Source organism: Ekhidna sp. (assembly GCF_965212185.1).
Lineage (GTDB): Bacteria > Bacteroidota > Bacteroidia > Cytophagales > Cyclobacteriaceae > Ekhidna.
Window position 1 is genome coordinate 3,104,430 of sequence record NZ_OZ243102.1, and the last position, 16,010, is coordinate 3,120,439.

Below are 16,010 nucleotides of genomic sequence, written 5' to 3' on the forward strand. Positions count from 1 at the left end.
TTATTAATCAAGAATTTCAGTTACCTGACCAGAACCTACAGTTCGTCCACCTTCTCTGATCGCAAATCGCAATCCTTTTTCAAGAGCGACAGGGTTGATAAGGTTTACTTCAATTGTTACGTTATCACCAGGCATTACCATCTCCACATTTGCAGGAAGCATGATTTCACCAGTTACGTCAGTAGTTCTCAAGTAAAACTGAGGTCTATATTTGTTGAAGAATGGTGTGTGACGTCCACCTTCTTCTTTTGATAGAACGTATACCTCTGCATTAAACTTAGCATGAGGAGTTACAGATCCAGGCTTACATATAATCATTCCTCTTTTGATCTGGTCTTTTTCAATACCTCTCAAAAGAAGTCCAACGTTATCGCCAGCCTCACCTCTATCAAGAATCTTACGGAACATCTCTACTCCAGTAATTGTAGACTTAAGTCCTTCAGCTCCCATTCCGATGATATCAACAGGATCACCCGAGTTGATCACACCTCTCTCAATTCTACCTGTAGCAACAGTACCTCGACCAGTAATTGAGAATACGTCCTCTACTGGCATCAAGAAATCTTTATCGACAGCTCTTTCTGGAAGTGGAATGTATTCATCCACAGCATCCATCAATTCTTCGATTTTCTCTACCCACTTGGCGTCTCCATTAAGACCACCAAGAGCAGAACCTTGAATTACAGGAACATCATCACCTGGGAAATCATAATCAGAAAGAAGCTCTCTGATTTCCATTTCAACAAGTTCAAGTAGTTCTGGATCATCTACTAAATCAACCTTGTTCATGAACACAACCAAAGCTGGTACACCAACCTGTCTTGAAAGAAGGATGTGCTCTCTTGTTTGTGGCATTGGACCGTCAGTTGCAGCTACAACGATGATAGCTCCATCCATCTGAGCAGCTCCAGTTACCATGTTTTTTACATAATCCGCGTGACCAGGGCAGTCAACATGAGCATAGTGACGTTTTTCAGTCTGATACTCAATGTGTGAAGTATTAATGGTAATACCTCTTTCTTTCTCTTCCGGTGCGTTATCGATAGAAGAGAAATCTTTAATATCTGCCAATCCTTTTCCAGCTAACACAGCTGAAATTGCGGCAGTTAAAGTTGTTTTACCATGGTCAACGTGTCCGATTGTACCAATATTTACGTGTGGTTTCGAACGATCAAAGGTTTCTTTAGCCATGCTTGATAATCCTCGTTTGTTTAATTTATTGTTATTACTCTATTTTCTTTATTCACCTTGAATAAGAGCCAATGAGGGGATTTGAACCCCTGACCTCTTCCTTACCAAGGAAACGCTCTACCCCTGAGCTACATCGGCTTTAAATCAAAACTCTTAAAGTTCAGATTTTTGAACCAAAGAGCTCAAAGACCCTGATTTCTCAGGGATTTGAGCGGGTGACAAAGCTCGAATCGTAACGACGAACCGCCGTGACATACAGCTTAAAAGCTGTAGTTTGAACGAGCTGTTTCTCAACTGACCGAAAAATCGATCAGGTGAGCTACACCCACTTTCATTTTTTACAGTACTGAACACAAATGAAATCTTTACAATTTCACTTTTGCTCAATGTCGAACTTTTTCGACATTTGAGCGGGTGACGAGGCTCGAACCCGCGACCTACAGCTTGGAAGGCTGTCGCTCTACCAACTGAGCTACACCCGCTTAGAATTTTCAAACATCAATCTTCATTTATTCTTGAAATTTGAAAATTTTCAAAGTGGGGAGAGCAGGATTCGAACCTGCGAAGGAATTCACCAACAGATTTACAGTCTGTCCTCGTTGGCCGCTTGAGTATCTCCCCTTTCTAAAACACTTTTAAGAACGACTTTTTCCAGAAGCTTTCCAGAAAAAGGATTGCAAAAGTATATGGTTTTTCTAACTAATCAAATATCATTTTTAGATAAAAAGTCTTTAGCAATCCATATTTTTGACAACCTAATAAACAAACCGCATTTCCATGATTGAAGTACAGGTCGGAGAAACCGAAATAATTAGCGTAGAAAACAAAAAAGAGGGGGTTTTTCTAAACAACCACGCCTTTGACGGAGAGATCATTCAAATAGATAATAACTCTTATAAAATTTTCAAATCTAATCGCATATTCCGAGTAGATATCGTAGAGCAAGATGGAAAAGAAATGAAATTGAAAATAAATGATCAAATATTAGACGTCAAAGTAACTGATCATATTGATCAAATATTAGCGAAACTTGGAATGGACGTTGCAGCATCAACTGCAGTAAAAGACATTAAAGCTCCAATGCCCGGGTCCATACTCAACATCATTGTAAATGAGGGGGATGAAGTAAATGAAGGGGACAAGCTTCTTGTACTTGAAGCGATGAAGATGGAAAATGTTATCAAATCTCCTGGAATAGGCACAGTTAGTAAAATTCATGTTTCAGAAAAAGATAATGTTGAAAAAAATCAGGTATTAATTTCATTCGAGTAGTAGGTAGTATTCCATATATATTTGCACGATTTCATCCATCATTACCTATAAACATTTATGACATACAAACGAATTTTATTAAAACTCTCTGGTGAGGCGCTGATGGGAGATCAACAGCATGGTATTGATTCTAATAGGCTTATTCAATATGCCGAAGAGATTAAAAATGTGGTTGACCAAGGAATTGAAGTCGCCGTGGTAATAGGTGGTGGAAATATATTTAGAGGTGTAGAAGGTGAAGCTTCAGGAATTGATAGAGTGCAGGGGGACTACATGGGTATGCTTGCCACAGTGATTAATGCGATGGCTCTGCAGAGTATGTTTGAAAAGCAAGGAATGTATACTCGTCTTATGTCAGGTCTGAAAATGGAGCAAGTATGTGAGCCATTTATAAGAAGGAGGGCCATTCGTCACCTTGAGAAAGGTAGAGTAGTAATCTTTGGTGCCGGAATAGGAAACCCATATTTCACAACAGACTCCACTGCTAGCTTGAGAGCCATTGAAATAGAAGCAGATGTTGTTTTGAAGGGTACGAGAGTTGATGGTGTTTATTCTGAAGATCCTGAAAAAAATCCGAACGCAGAACGTTATGCAAAAATCACCTTTCAGGAAGCCTACGAAAAGAACCTGAATATTATGGACATGACAGCCTTTACTCTTTGTCAAGAAAATGATTTGCCAATCATTGTTTTTGACATGAATACAGAGGGAAACCTGGCTAAAATTGTCTCGGGAGAGGAAGTTGGCACTCTTATTCATTGATAATTCTTAATTTTCAATCATGGAAGAAATTGACATATATCTGGATACTGCTAAAGAAATGATGGAAAGTGCTGTGCAGCACACCTTAGACGAATTCTCTAAAATTAGGGCTGGAAAAGCCATGCCCAATATGCTTGACGGAGTGGAAGTGGAATATTACGGCACAATGACCCCTCTAAATCAAGTTGCTGGAGTGACGACCCCAGACGCGCGTACTTTAAGTGTTAAGCCATGGGAAAAAGCTATGCTCCAAGAGATTGAAAGAGCCATAATTAATAGCAATCTAGGTTTCAATCCTCAAAATGATGGAGAGCAAATTCGAATAAATATCCCCCCACTCACCGAAGAGCGAAGAACTAACCTAATGAAACAAGTGAAAGCTGAAGCAGAGAAAGGGAAGATCAGTATTAGAAATGCAAGAAAAGAAACTAATGATTCTCTTAAGAAATTGGATGGTGTCTCAGAGGATCTTATCAAGAATGCTGAAGATGAGGTGCAAAAGTTGACAGATAATTATACTAATAAAATCGATTCTCTTGTGGAAAGTAAAGAGAAGGATATTATGACAATTTAAATAGGTGAATTTATAACGAAAGACTAGATAGTAATTCTTCTACCTATTTAAAAAATCCTTTTTTCTTAATTAATCCTTCTACTTGATCAGGAACCAGGTATTTGATTGATTTTTCATTCTTAACCAATTTCCTAATTAAAGTAGCAGAAATGTCTACTTGAGGGGCCTCTATCATCTCTACATTTATATGAGAGGTCAGTTCTGAAGTTTTGGAATGTGGACGAGGATAAACAATAAGACCGAAATGCTTAAGTATCTGATCGTAATTTTTCCACTTAGGAAATGAAGCCAAATTATCCTCTCCTATAATTAGTCTAAATTTTTTATCGGGATGTTTTTCCTGAAGAATTGTTAGGGTATCAATTGTATAACTTGGACGAGGCATGTTGAACTCTATATCGCTCGACCGAAAACTATAATCATCTGCGATGGCTGCATTGACCATATCAATTCGATCAAATTCATGCAGTAAGTTTTTATTTTTCTTAAAAGGATTTTGAGGACTGACTATGAACCAAACTTCTTGAACATCCGTGGTTTCTTTAACAAGATTGGCAATAATCATATGGCCAGTATGAACAGGATTAAACGAACCAAAAAAAAGCCCTATTTCCATTTTAGGTTTTTTTAATAAAATCTTTAACAAGAATCTCAGCCTCCAAAATAGCCTTGTCGAGATCGTCATTTAGAACCACCTTATCAAAATGAATTTCTTCCTTCATTTCTTCAGCAGCTTTATTCACTCGCTGGTTGAGTGAGTCTGCGCTTTCTGTTTTTCGCATCTGCAATCGCTCTCTCAACACATCCTCGGTTTTTACCTTGACAAATATTGATAATGCTTTATCTCCGAAGATTTTTTTTAATTTTTTTCCTCCTTTTACATCTACATCAAATATCACATGATTCCCCTCCCCCCAAATTCTTTCAACTTCACTTTTAAGAGTGCCATAGAATGTGTCTGCATAGACTTCCTCCCATTCCATTAAGTCAGAAGACTGCCTGTATTTGAATTCTTCAAGAGATAAAAAATAATAGTCCCGACCATGAATTTCGGTTGGGCGTTTAGGTCTGGTAGTGGCTGAAATAGAAAATCTTAAACTGGGGATTCTATCGAGCAAGCTATGAACTATGGTAGTTTTGCCTGCTCCAGATGGTGCTGAAAATATGATAGCCTTTCCCTCCATCCGGCGAATTTAAGACCGAATGAATTGGTGGCACAATTTATCTTGAACAATAATTAAGAAACAATCTTTCTTCGGATTTCGTCAGCCAGAGCGAAGGGAACGTCCTTGTTATTAAGCTTTGTTTTCAAAAGTTGTCTTATTTGTTTTTCAACATTGTAATGAGCAAAACACACCATACATTTTTCAATGTGACCATAAAAGAATTCTTCCTGAGCAGGAGTAGCTTCGTTATCCAACATGAGATTCAATATCCTCAAGCACTTATCAAAATCACTGCAACCACAATCGGGACAATCTGACATTTCTAGAACGTATTTCGTTTAGTATGGAATCGTGAGTTGATTAAAAAAGTTCCAGCCTAGTTGTATCCCATTGAGTAAGCGTAGGTCCCCAATTTTTCCCTTAGCAGATTACGGGCTCTATGCAATCTCGATCTAACTGTACCAATTGGAATATCTAGAATTTTCGCCATCTCTTCATAAGTAAATCCTTCTAGATCACAGAGTATAACGACTGTTCTAAAATCTACGGCTAAAGAATTTAAAGCATTGCTGATCTCATCGCCAATCATATCCTTAGTTGTCTCCATTCGGAGATCTACTGTCGCATTGCTTGGTGTGTCTTCAGAATTGTAAAATTGCTCAACCTCTTGATAATCAACTTTAGAGGGTTGTTTACTTTTCTTTCTGTAGTCGTTTATGAAGCTATTCTTCAAGATCCTGTATAACCATGCTTTTGCATTTGTTCCTTCCTGGAACGAATTAATGAATCTATAGGCTTTCATGTATGTATCCTGAACCAAATCTTTTGCATCGTCTTCATCAAATGTCAAACGATAAGCAAAATTGTACATGGAGTCGATATGTGGCATAAACTCGCCATCAAAGACTTGCACTTTTTTCACCTCAGAATAAGATCTTTTTACTGGAGTATCTACTTGATTGGTCATTCTCTTCTCACATTTTTATGTGTATGTACATCAACATACGTGTCTGATTTAGAATAGTTCTAAATAAATTCTAGCATGTCATGCACAATACAATTAGAACTTATTTATCCAATGAATGTTCACTGATAAATAATAAATCGCATCTATATAAAATACACATAAAGCCTGCCAATCCCAAAAAACCTGTCATTGAGTCAGATATTGTTATAAAACAAAAAAGGATTCTCCTAATTAGAAGAATCCTTTTCTATTTAAGATCAAATACATTTTAATACCTGTAATACTCAGGTTTGAATGGTCCTTCTACCTCAACGCCAATGTAATCAGCCTGATCTTTTGAAAGAGTATCTAATTCAACTCCAATCTTAGCCAGGTGTAATGCTGCTACTTTTTCATCTAAATGCTTAGGCAACATATAAACAGCGTTATCATAATTTTCATGATTTTGCCAAAGTTCTAATTGAGCTAATGTTTGATTCGTAAATGAGTTTGACATTACAAATGATGGGTGACCTGTTGCGCATCCAAGATTTACCAGTCTACCCTCAGCAAGTACTATTATATCATTACCATTCACGTTGTAAAGGTCAACTTGTGGTTTAATCTCAATATGTGAGTTACCATGGTTTTTCTTCAACCATGCCATGTCTATTTCATTATCAAAGTGACCGATATTACAAACAATCGCTTTGTCCTTCATTTTCTCGAAGTGCTCACCTCTAATGATATCTTTATTTCCGGTGGCAGTAACTACAATGTCAGCTCTTGAAACAGAATCAGACATTTTTTTCACTTCAAACCCGTCCATTGCAGCTTGTAGTGCACAAATTGGATCTATCTCTGTAACAATTACTCTTACTCCTGCCCCTCTTAAAGATGCAGCAGAACCTTTTCCTACATCGCCATAACCTGCTACTACGGCAACTTTTCCAGCAAGCATGACATCAGTAGCTCTTCTTATTGCATCAACAAGTGACTCTTTACAGCCATACTTATTATCAAATTTAGACTTAGTAACTGAGTCATTTACGTTGATCGCTGGCATTGGGAGGGTGCCGTTCTTCATGCGCTCATATAATCTGTGAACTCCAGTAGTAGTCTCCTCTGATAATCCTCTGATATCCTTCACCAATTCAGGATATCTATCTAGAACCATATTGGTTAGGTCACCACCATCATCAAGAATCATATTTAAAGGTTTGCCATCTTCAAAAGCAAATAGTGTTTGCTCGATGCACCAATCAAATTCCTCATCATTCATTCCTTTCCATGCATACACTGGAACGTCAGCTTTCGCGATAGCCGCAGCAGCATGATCTTGAGTTGAGAAAATATTGCATGATGACCATGTTACTTCTGCACCCAACTCAACCAATGTTTCAATTAATACAGCAGTTTGAATTGTCATATGAAGACAACCTGCTATACGGGCTCCTGCTAATGGTTTGCTTTTACCATATTCCTCTCTCAACGCCATCAAACCCGGCATTTCAGCCTCAGCCAGTTCAATTTCTTTCCGGCCCCAATCAGCAAGGGCAATGTCTTTTACTTTAAATTTTTCTGTTGTTACGCTCATTATTTATAATAATTTCAATCTCAATTCTCGTTTTGGGAGTGCAAAGATATAACCCTTAAAGATCATTAAGGTTCTATACCTGCCAAATAGTACTAACTTATAAACTCTACTTCCTTAATTCCATAATAATGAAGACCGTGATGGTGATTTATTGCAAGTCTTCCGTGCTCATCAATTCCTATAATTTCCCCAAGAAATTCATTCTCCTTCACCTTAAACTTTCTTTGCTCACCTCTCCACATGAGGAGTTCATGATATTTGCTAAGAATAACGTCGTTTTCTCCAGATTTTAATTTCAAATACCATCTTTCAATTTGAACGGTTAATTCTTCAAGAATCTCTTGAAGATCATATTTTTGCCCGGTTTCAAGTCTTAAAGAAGTTGCTTTAGGCATGTTAAAACTTTTCTGATTTACATTTAATCCTATCCCGACGACTGAAGATTCAAGATTGCTCCCACGCAAATTGTTCTCAATTAAGATCCCAGCTAATTTTTTTCCATTTAGATAGACATCATTCGGCCATTTTAATGTCACATTTCCGTCTGTTAAAGACTCAATGGCATCTACAATGGCTAACCCCGCTATTAGGTTAAGGTAGAATTGATTTTTAGGATCGAGAAACTTAGGTCTCAATAACAGTGACATCAGGATGTTTTTACCTGATTCAGCCAACCATTGATTTCCCCTTTGGCCTTTACCACTCGTTTGATCGTTTGAGTAGACTATCAGACCTTCTGCTTCATGAGGATTTTTGGCCAAATTCATCAACTCATCATTAGTTGAATGACATTCTGGCAGAAAAAGGACTTTTTTACCTAAGAATAAGGGTTTGGCAAAGAATTTATGCAATAGAATTAATGTAACTTTGCGGCAAAATTAATTGTAAACTATTAGTGAACCAGAAAGTAAGTAAAGACGTCAATTCGGAAGTTCTGAGTGAGTGGGTTGTAGATGGGATGTTGGATAAGAAAGCCATTGACGTTGTGGTGATGGATTTGAGGGATGTAAAACATGCAATCGCTGATTATTTCGTGATTTGCAGTGGTAATTCTGATACACAAATTGATGCCATTTCAGACTCTGTTGAGGAACAAATTCATAAGAATTCCAAACAAAACCCCTGGAAAAGAGAGGGGCAGCAAAACAAAGAATGGATATTATTAGATTATGTAGATGTAGTTGCTCATATTTTTAATAAAGAAAAACGAACTTTTTACGGATTAGAGGAATTGTGGGGAGATGCGAAGATTACACGCGTAGAAGAAAACTAATACCAACATACCTCGTTAGCTAAACCAAATTTTTACAGGAGAAACAAAAATATGCCCGATAAGAAAAGAAAAGACGCACCCAAACCAAGACCTGGATTTCAGGGCTGGTTAATCGGCGGATTACTAGCTCTAGTCATTGGATTAACCATATTCTCTAATGACAGTGGTGCTGTGACTACCACCTTTAGATCATTTGAAAAAATGATTAAATCCAATGATGTACAAAAGGTGGTTTTAATAAAAAATCAAGATTTCATTGAGATAACTCTAAAACCAGAAGCTTTAAGTAATACTAAATATAAAATAGAATTAGAGCAGAATAGAAGCATTCTAAATCCTGGAGGTGGACCTCATTATAAGGTAGAGATTGTAAGTATCGAAAAATTTGTTCGAGATTATGAGGAATTAATGACTGAACTTCCTGAGGATCAACGATACGATTATCAGATTGAGGAAAGAAGCGACTACACCAATATATTCTTCAACTGGGGATTTTTGATACTATTGATTTTTGGATTTTGGTTCTTGATGAGAAGAATGACCGGAGGCGGTGGACCTGGGGGTCAAATTTTCAATATTGGAAAATCGAAAGCTTCATTATTTGACGCTCAGAATAAAGTAAAAATTACCTTTTCAGATGCTGCAGGCTTGGAGGAAGCCAAGGAGGAGATCCGTGAAATCGTTGAGTTTTTAAAAAACCCAGAAAAGTTTACCAAGCTTGGGGGTAAAATCCCAAAAGGTGCTCTACTTGTAGGCCCTCCAGGAACTGGTAAAACCTTACTGGCAAAAGCTGTCGCAGGAGAAGCAGGTGTTCCTTTCTTCACCTTATCTGGGTCTGATTTTGTAGAAATGTTTGTTGGTGTAGGAGCAGCTCGAGTGAGAGATTTATTTAAGCAAGCAAAAGAGAAAGCACCTTGCATTGTATTCATTGATGAGATAGACGCAATAGGCCGATCACGAGGTAGAGGTCAGATGCCTGGTTCTAATGATGAGCGTGAGAATACATTGAATTCACTATTGGTAGAAATGGATGGTTTCTCTACAGACGTAGGAGTAATTATTCTTGCAGCAACCAACAGACCAGATGTATTGGATTCAGCTTTATTAAGACCTGGAAGATTTGATCGTCAAATCAGCATTGACAAGCCTGATATAGTTGGGCGAGAAGCGATATTTAAAGTTCATATCAAACCCATCCAAATCTCTAAAGATGTTGATACTAAAAAACTAGCTGCTCAGACACCTGGATTCGCAGGAGCTGAAATTGCGAACGTTTGCAACGAAGCTGCTCTTATTGCAGCTCGTAAAGACAAGAAAAAAGTAGATATAACAGACTTCCAGGATGCTATCGATAGAGTGATAGGTGGTCTTGAGAAGAAAAATAAAATCATTTCTCCAGAAGAAAAGAAAATTGTAGCCTACCACGAAGCAGGACACGCTGTAGCTGGCTGGTTTCTGGAGCATGCTGATCCATTGGTAAAAGTGAGTATTGTTCCAAGAGGTGTCGCAGCTTTGGGTTATGCTCAGTATCTCCCAAAAGAGCAATTCTTGTATCAAACGGAGCAGCTATTTGATGAAATGTGTATGGCTTTGGGCGGAAGAGTTGCTGAAGATATCATTTTCGGCAAAATTTCAACTGGTGCTCTTAGTGACTTAGAGCGTATTACCAAACTTGCTTACAGTATTGTTACTATCTATGGAATGAATGAGAAGATAGGAAATGTGTCTTTCTATGATTCCAAACAGTCTGATTATAATTTCACTAAGCCTTACTCTGATGCAACGGCAGAACTAATCGACAAGGAAGTTAAGGCACTCATAGATAAGGCATATAAAAGAACAAAGGAACTGCTTCAGTCTAAACAAAGTGAGCTTGAAATATTAGCTAAAGAACTTCTAAAAAGAGAAATCATCTTCCAGTCTGACCTTGAAGGATTGATTGGTAAGCGTCCATTTAAGACTCCAACTACTTATGATGCCTTCACAAATGGAACTGATGATGTAGATGAAAAGAAAGAAAAAAAGAAGGAGAAAAAAGCCAAAAATTTAGATAAGGTAAAAAATGAAGTAAAAGAGGCGGTCGAAAAAGAAGAATCTACCGCAGGTAAAGACAAGTAAACATGAAGGTACATCCTGAGCTAATTAGCTCTTATAAGGAGCTACCTTCAGACAAGAAAGTCTATTTCGCAAGCGACTTCCACCTTGGAATTCCAAACAAAGAAGAAAGTCTAAAACGCGAAAAGAAAATTGCAAAATGGCTGGAGTATGTATCTAAAGATGCTTCAGCCATTTTTTTATTGGGCGATATTTTCGACTTCTGGTTTGAATACAAAACTGTTGTGCCCAAAGGGTTCCTTAGATTTCAAGGTAAATTAGCTGAGCTAAGAGATCGTGGAATTCCTATTCATATATTTACCGGCAATCATGATTTGTGGATGAAAGATTATTTTAGCTCCGAGCTAGATATTCAAATTCATAACAATCTTGTCAGGCTCGATATTCAAAACAAACTATTCCTTATCGGTCATGGTGATGGATTGGGACCAGGCGATCAAACATTCAAGGTTCTTAAGAAGGTTTTTATAAACCCACTTTCTAAATGGCTGTATAAATGGATTCATCCTGATATTGGCGTTTCAATAGCGCAATATTGGAGTAAGAAAAGTCGATTATCTTCAGGGGCCTTCAATGAAAAATGTGAGGAAGAAGAGAACGAACAATTGTTAACTTTTTGCAAAAAAATGGATCAGAAACTTCATCATGATTATTATGTTTTTGGTCATCGTCACCTTCCTCTGGAACTTACTGTAAATAAAAATTCCACTTATTATAATTTGGGCGAGTGGGTCTCACAATGTAACTATCTTGCATTCGATGGTGAAAAAGCGACTCTTGAAGTTTTTAAAGATTAGTCTCGTTTTTATACCTTCACTTATTCAAGCTCAGAGTTGGGAAAAAACAGGTGAATTAAAGATTAACAAATCGGCTAGCTATTATACTGCCGATATTCAAGGGAATTTCTATTTAGGTTTTAAAGATGGTGGATTAGTTAAATACAATTCAGAAGGAGAATTGCTTGAAAATTTTGCATTATCTAATTCTTCTTCAATCACACTAATTGATGTTCAGAACAATCTAAAACCTTTTATTTTCTACTTTGATAATCAACAAATCACCATTCTAGATAGGTTCTCTTCAGTTCCGAAAAATTACTACTTACAGGACTATAGCGTTCAATTAGGGATGATTGCTTGCCCTGCACCAGATGGAGATATCTGGGTAATTGAAAATAATCCTCAACGATTAATAAAAATAAGCACACTACGAAAAAGTGTGGTGCTAGAAGTGCAGCTTGACCTTGGAGATTCAATCAATAAAATTCAGGCATACCAAAATCTTTTGATTGTTGGTCATAATCAAGGCATCCACGTATTGGATCAATATGGGGGGCGAGTCTACTCCAAACAAATAAGCGACATGCGGTATTTTCAATTAATTAACGATCAATTACTCGCTTTTACACAGGGAGGAATCCTACAATTTGATCCAATATCCGGACGTGATATCGGCAAGATTTCTTTGAAAGGAAATCCTGATGGGGTATTAAAACTGAAAGAAAAATTTCTTTATATCAATGACAGAAAGCTGTCCTTTTACAATTACACAGAGTAGCTGATATTATTTTCCTCTATAGAGATCCAGGATACGCTTTCTCAGTACGATCGTATACTTTGCATTAATTAATTGTCCTTCTGCCCTATTCTTATTGTTAAGACTTTCCAGATAAGAATAAAAGTCAGTATTTCCCGTTTCAAATCTCTTCTTAATAAACTCAAAGGTTTGATTCAATGCTTCATAGTTTTCATGAGCTGTTTCGTATGACGCTTGTGCTGCTAGTAAATCCAAGTAATCTCTTTGCGCTGCATTTGTTACATTAAGCAAAGCCTGATCAGACTGTAATTGAGCATTCATCATGACCACTCGTGTATTATCAATGTTATTTTGTATTCTGTACCGATTGAAAATAGGAATTTGGAAAGACAGCTGAGCAAAGTTGGTTGGAGTATCCTTAATCTGATTGGTGTAATCTATATCGTTTTGAGAGGTGAAATTTCTTGCATGCTGCCCAAACAGAGATAGTGTTGGGTACCTTCCACTTTTCACTTGCTTTAGCTGAGACTCAGCAGCGACTTCACTCTCCTCTGCACTTTTAAGTCTAAATGAATAATTTAATATTTCATCTAAAACCTCATTAAACTCATCATACTCAACTAGAAATTCAACATCATCTATCTGTAATGGCTCCAAAGTGATGCCTTGATAAGTTTCGATTTGAATGGATTGCAATAGATTTAAAAGATCAGCTCGATATTGATTATTTAAATTAACATTATTCAATTTTTCATTTGCAACTTGAGATTGGAAATTGTAAACCGTTTCAAGGTTTCCAACACCGACTGTAACTCGTTTCTTTTCCCTGTCCAATTGCTCTTCCAGAAAATCAAGTCTTTGATCTGAAATACGCTTATTTTCTGTGTCTACCAAAACATTGAGGTAGTTTCTAATTACTGTTGCTTTGATAGCTATCTTGCTATCTTCTAGTAGATACCTTGAGGATTCAAATTCATGTTGTCTTCTGTTAAGCAAATGATGATTTGAAAAAGCATTAAAAATAATTACGTTAGATGAAATGTTGGGTCTTCCGTTCCAACTTGTAAATGCGATTACATCACCGGCCACAATATCACTACCATCTGAATAAGAGTGATTTAAGTTGGCATTCAAATCCGGGAGGAAATTATAATACGCCTGTCTTTTGTTGGATTGGGCGCCAATCAGCGTATTTTGATTTTGTTTGATCGTCAAATTTCTTGACAATGCCATTTCAATACACTCATCAAGTGTCAGTATACGTCCTTCGACTTGTGCCAACGCTACAAATCCAAAAGTTATAAGAAGTCCGAAAATAAATTCCCGCATAGTAAAGGTCTTTGAAGGTTTTTTAGTGCACAGCTACCAACCCATCAATGATGATGGGTCGGGGCTGATTATGTGTAAGTATGAAGAGAATTACACTAAAGCTTCTTTAGCATTGATGTTTTCAGAGACGATCTGACCATCAAATAAGTGTACAACACGATGCGCATATTCTGCATCTACAGGAGAGTGAGTCACCATAATTACTGTAGTCCCAGCTTCGTTAAGCTCAGTAAGTAGGTTCATCACTTCTTGTCCGTTTGCAGAGTCCAAATTACCCGTGGGCTCATCCGCTAGAATTAATTTAGGTTTTGCAACCACTGCTCTTGAAATTGCCACACGTTGCTGCTGACCACCAGAAAGTTGCTGAGGAAAGTGATTTCTTCTGTGCATAATTTTCATATGCTCCATCACTTCTTCTACTCTTTTCTTTCTTTCCGCTGCAGAATACTTCAAGTAAATCAATGGCAGTTCGATGTTTTCAAAAACTGTTAATTCATCAATTAGGTTGAAGCTCTGAAATACGAATCCAATATTTGCTTTTCTAAGATCCGCTCTTTGTCTCTCTTTATACCCAGAGATTTCCAGTTCAGTGAAATGAAATTCACCTTCTGAAGGGTTGTCTAATAGTCCAATTATATTGAGTAATGTTGATTTACCACAACCAGATGGCCCCATAATCGCAACAAACTCACCTTCCTTAATAGTTAGGTTTACACCTGCAAGGGCAGTTGTTTCAATTTCATCTGTGTAGTAAAATTTCTTTAGATCTTTCGTTTGAATAAGTGCTTTAGCGTTTTCCATGATTTTATTGAGTTTAGTCTTTTGGGTTCTAATTAATTACTTTCTTTTTTTTAATTGGTTACTTTATCACAAGGATATCTTTGTCTTCATATCCTCTATATGAAGAGACAACAACTTTCTCTCCAGGTTGCAATCCTTCCACTACTTCGTAGTATCGTTGATTTTGTCTGCCTAATCTTATGTCTCTTCTTACAGCTTCAGTCTCATCCTCATTCACAACAAAAATCCAATTTCCACCGGTAGTCTGATAAAAACTTCCTCTAGGAATCTGAACAGCTGTAATATTTTCGCTCAGTTGCAGACGGATTTGGAGCGTCTGACCTCTTCTAATTCCATTTGGAATGGTGTCGAATGCCATATCTACCTCAAATAGTCCGTTATTCACCTCTGGATACACTTTTGTAATCGCCAAACCGAAATCATTTCCAGCAAACGTGAACGTTCCTTGCAACCCTGCATATATTCTAGATATATAATGTTCGTCAATAGTTGCACGAACCTTAAATCCATTCAGATCATCTATCTGTCCGATGTTCTGACCAGGGCCTATAGATTCCCCAACTTCAACATCAACAGTGGACAATCTTCCATCTATTGGTGCTTTGATGTATAAGTTGTCCAAATTCCTTTTTATCATATCGAGGTTATTTCGGGTTCTTAATAAAGTTTCCTCAGTCTGCCTTATTTGAATAACTGCATTTAAAGAATCGAATCTGTTGGATTCAATTTGGATCTCCCGATTATCTATCAATCGATTGTATTCTCTTTTCAGATTCAAAAATTCTTGCTCTGAAATGATTTTTTCTTCAAAGAGTTTTTCACCTCTCTCATATGCATCTCTTGCCGCATCAATTTGATAATCAAGCTCAATTAGACTCCTTCGAAGATCAAACTGATTTCTTTGAAGGCTTAGCTTGGTGTTTTCTAGATTGTTCACCAAAATGGATGCTTGAGTTTCCTCACGGACAAAACTTTGCACTAAATCATTATTGGCTAATGCTAGAATAGTATCCCCTTTATCTATCAGGATACCTCCATCATAATATTTCTTCGAAACAACTCCTCCTTCTATAGCGTCTAGCCGAATTGTCTTTATTGGCAAAACATTGCCATCCACAGGGATAAACTCCTGAAAATCACCCTCTATCACTGAAGCGATATTGATTTTATTTCTTTCAACATTCAGGCGGGTTCCACCACCTGAGAGCAAGAAATTGTATACTATAAAGACCACAAGTAATCCACTGCCACAGTAAATACTGATTTTCTTAATGGTCCACTTCTTCTTTTTAATCTTTCTGTCCATTGACAATTTGGTCGTTTAGGTTTCGTCGATCTTCTATGCCAATAAGAATGCCATTAATCATAAAACCCTATTTAACAGGCTCTTATGCTAATTATTTCAACAAAGCCAGATGATGCTATGTACAGAATGGTACAGAAAAGTG

The 16,010-nt window shown here is 37.2% G+C and carries 17 protein-coding genes and 3 tRNA genes; 7 read left to right on the top strand and 13 right to left on the bottom strand.

Translation table 11 applies throughout. The features are described 5' to 3' along the window. Positions 1–3 precede the first annotated feature (3 nt). From tuf to ACOMC3_RS13540, 4 genes are all read right to left on the bottom strand, one after another. Positions 4–1,191 (bottom strand): elongation factor Tu, encoded by a 1,188-nt coding sequence (gene tuf, locus ACOMC3_RS13525; protein ID WP_420316416.1) that lies wholly within the window; start codon positions 1,189–1,191, stop codon positions 4–6. A 66-nt stretch (positions 1,192–1,257) separates the two neighbouring features. Next, a tRNA-Thr gene (locus ACOMC3_RS13530) sits at positions 1,258–1,329 on the bottom strand. A 271-nt stretch (positions 1,330–1,600) separates the two neighbouring features. After that, positions 1,601–1,673: transfer RNA gene (locus tag ACOMC3_RS13535), tRNA-Gly, on the bottom strand. 56 nt (positions 1,674–1,729) lie between these two features. Further along, positions 1,730–1,812, bottom strand: a tRNA-Tyr gene (locus ACOMC3_RS13540). Positions 1,813–1,968: 156 nt separating this feature from the next. Here ACOMC3_RS13540 and ACOMC3_RS13545 point away from each other — a divergent pair. The 3 genes from ACOMC3_RS13545 to frr are packed head-to-tail and all read left to right on the top strand — an operon-like array spanning position 1,969 to position 3,799. Further along, the gene (locus ACOMC3_RS13545; protein WP_420316417.1) at positions 1,969–2,463 is read left to right on the top strand and encodes an acetyl-CoA carboxylase biotin carboxyl carrier protein subunit; all 495 of its coding nucleotides are present in this window, start codon (positions 1,969–1,971) and stop codon (positions 2,461–2,463) included. 57 nt (positions 2,464–2,520) lie between these two features. Then, positions 2,521–3,225, top strand: a complete 705-nt coding sequence (gene pyrH, locus ACOMC3_RS13550; protein WP_420316418.1) for a UMP kinase — start codon at positions 2,521–2,523, stop codon at positions 3,223–3,225. A gap of 19 nt (positions 3,226–3,244) precedes the next feature. Continuing rightward, a complete protein-coding gene (gene frr, locus ACOMC3_RS13555; protein ID WP_420316419.1) occupies positions 3,245–3,799 on the top strand; it encodes a ribosome recycling factor in 555 nt (184 codons plus the stop codon). 43 nt (positions 3,800–3,842) lie between these two features. Here frr and nadD read toward each other — a convergent pair whose 3' ends face one another. From nadD to ACOMC3_RS13585, 6 genes are all read right to left on the bottom strand, one after another. Continuing rightward, positions 3,843–4,415, bottom strand: a complete 573-nt coding sequence (gene nadD / locus ACOMC3_RS13560) for a nicotinate (nicotinamide) nucleotide adenylyltransferase (protein ID WP_420316420.1) — start codon at positions 4,413–4,415, stop codon at positions 3,843–3,845. Between the two features lies 1 nt (position 4,416). Then, a complete protein-coding gene (gene gmk / locus ACOMC3_RS13565) occupies positions 4,417–4,983 on the bottom strand; it encodes a guanylate kinase (RefSeq protein ID WP_420316421.1) in 567 nt (188 codons plus the stop codon). A gap of 53 nt (positions 4,984–5,036) precedes the next feature. Continuing rightward, complete coding sequence (locus ACOMC3_RS13570; RefSeq protein WP_420316422.1) at positions 5,037–5,222, bottom strand: hypothetical protein; 186 nt, start codon at positions 5,220–5,222, stop codon at positions 5,037–5,039. Positions 5,223–5,341: 119 nt separating this feature from the next. Beyond that, a complete protein-coding gene (locus tag ACOMC3_RS13575; protein WP_420316423.1) occupies positions 5,342–5,932 on the bottom strand; it encodes a sigma-70 family RNA polymerase sigma factor in 591 nt (196 codons plus the stop codon). Positions 5,933–6,200: 268 nt separating this feature from the next. Further along, positions 6,201–7,508: an adenosylhomocysteinase gene (gene ahcY, locus ACOMC3_RS13580; RefSeq protein ID WP_420316424.1), complete on the bottom strand. Its 1,308-nt coding sequence runs from the start codon at positions 7,506–7,508 to the stop codon at positions 6,201–6,203. A gap of 92 nt (positions 7,509–7,600) precedes the next feature. Continuing rightward, complete coding sequence (locus tag ACOMC3_RS13585; protein WP_420316425.1) at positions 7,601–8,359, bottom strand: biotin--[acetyl-CoA-carboxylase] ligase; 759 nt, start codon at positions 8,357–8,359, stop codon at positions 7,601–7,603. A gap of 44 nt (positions 8,360–8,403) precedes the next feature. On the opposite strand from ACOMC3_RS13585, the gene rsfS reads away from it, so the two are divergent. From rsfS to ACOMC3_RS13605, 4 genes are read left to right on the top strand one after another with little or no spacing between them, the layout of a single operon-like run. Continuing rightward, a complete protein-coding gene (gene rsfS, locus ACOMC3_RS13590) occupies positions 8,404–8,781 on the top strand; it encodes a ribosome silencing factor (RefSeq protein ID WP_420316426.1) in 378 nt (125 codons plus the stop codon). Positions 8,782–8,832: 51 nt separating this feature from the next. Continuing rightward, entirely contained in the window at positions 8,833–10,899 is a 2,067-nt protein-coding gene (ftsH, locus tag ACOMC3_RS13595; RefSeq protein WP_420316427.1) for an ATP-dependent zinc metalloprotease FtsH, read from the top strand. A gap of 2 nt (positions 10,900–10,901) precedes the next feature. Then, on the top strand, positions 10,902–11,693 hold the full coding sequence (locus tag ACOMC3_RS13600; RefSeq protein WP_420316428.1) for a UDP-2,3-diacylglucosamine diphosphatase: 792 nt from the start codon (positions 10,902–10,904) through the stop codon (positions 11,691–11,693). After that, positions 11,674–12,453 (top strand): hypothetical protein, encoded by a 780-nt coding sequence (locus ACOMC3_RS13605; protein WP_420316429.1) that lies wholly within the window; start codon positions 11,674–11,676, stop codon positions 12,451–12,453. Before ACOMC3_RS13600 ends, ACOMC3_RS13605 begins: the two co-directional genes overlap by 20 nt. Positions 12,454–12,459: 6 nt before the next feature. Here ACOMC3_RS13605 and ACOMC3_RS13610 read toward each other — a convergent pair whose 3' ends face one another. From ACOMC3_RS13610 to ACOMC3_RS13620, 3 genes are all read right to left on the bottom strand, one after another. Then, positions 12,460–13,761: a TolC family protein gene (locus tag ACOMC3_RS13610; RefSeq protein WP_420316430.1), complete on the bottom strand. Its 1,302-nt coding sequence runs from the start codon at positions 13,759–13,761 to the stop codon at positions 12,460–12,462. Positions 13,762–13,851: 90 nt separating this feature from the next. Further along, positions 13,852–14,562 (bottom strand): ABC transporter ATP-binding protein, encoded by a 711-nt coding sequence (locus ACOMC3_RS13615; protein ID WP_420316431.1) that lies wholly within the window; start codon positions 14,560–14,562, stop codon positions 13,852–13,854. Between the two features lie 58 nt (positions 14,563–14,620). After that, on the bottom strand, positions 14,621–15,868 hold the full coding sequence (locus ACOMC3_RS13620; protein WP_420316432.1) for an efflux RND transporter periplasmic adaptor subunit: 1,248 nt from the start codon (positions 15,866–15,868) through the stop codon (positions 14,621–14,623). Positions 15,869–16,010: the final 142 nt, after the last annotated feature.

Excerpts from the sequence above, each read along its gene's own strand:
- tuf (WP_420316416.1), bottom strand. The coding sequence starts at position 1,191 with ATGGCTAAAGAAACCTTTGATCGTTCGAAACCACACGTAAATATTGGT.
- ACOMC3_RS13545 (WP_420316417.1), top strand. The coding sequence starts at position 1,969 with ATGATTGAAGTACAGGTCGGAGAAACCGAAATAATTAGCGTAGAAAAC.
- pyrH (WP_420316418.1), top strand. The coding sequence starts at position 2,521 with ATGACATACAAACGAATTTTATTAAAACTCTCTGGTGAGGCGCTGATG.
- frr (WP_420316419.1), top strand. The coding sequence starts at position 3,245 with ATGGAAGAAATTGACATATATCTGGATACTGCTAAAGAAATGATGGAA.
- nadD (WP_420316420.1), bottom strand. The coding sequence starts at position 4,415 with ATGGAAATAGGGCTTTTTTTTGGTTCGTTTAATCCTGTTCATACTGGC.
- gmk (WP_420316421.1), bottom strand. The coding sequence starts at position 4,983 with ATGGAGGGAAAGGCTATCATATTTTCAGCACCATCTGGAGCAGGCAAA.
- ACOMC3_RS13570 (WP_420316422.1), bottom strand. The coding sequence starts at position 5,222 with ATGTTGGATAACGAAGCTACTCCTGCTCAGGAAGAATTCTTTTATGGT.
- ACOMC3_RS13575 (WP_420316423.1), bottom strand. The coding sequence starts at position 5,932 with ATGACCAATCAAGTAGATACTCCAGTAAAAAGATCTTATTCTGAGGTG.
- ahcY (WP_420316424.1), bottom strand. The coding sequence starts at position 7,508 with ATGAGCGTAACAACAGAAAAATTTAAAGTAAAAGACATTGCCCTTGCT.
- ftsH (WP_420316427.1), top strand. The coding sequence starts at position 8,833 with ATGCCCGATAAGAAAAGAAAAGACGCACCCAAACCAAGACCTGGATTT.
- ACOMC3_RS13600 (WP_420316428.1), top strand. The coding sequence starts at position 10,902 with ATGAAGGTACATCCTGAGCTAATTAGCTCTTATAAGGAGCTACCTTCA.
- ACOMC3_RS13610 (WP_420316430.1), bottom strand. The coding sequence starts at position 13,761 with ATGCGGGAATTTATTTTCGGACTTCTTATAACTTTTGGATTTGTAGCG.
- ACOMC3_RS13615 (WP_420316431.1), bottom strand. The coding sequence starts at position 14,562 with ATGGAAAACGCTAAAGCACTTATTCAAACGAAAGATCTAAAGAAATTT.
- ACOMC3_RS13620 (WP_420316432.1), bottom strand. The coding sequence starts at position 15,868 with ATGGACAGAAAGATTAAAAAGAAGAAGTGGACCATTAAGAAAATCAGT.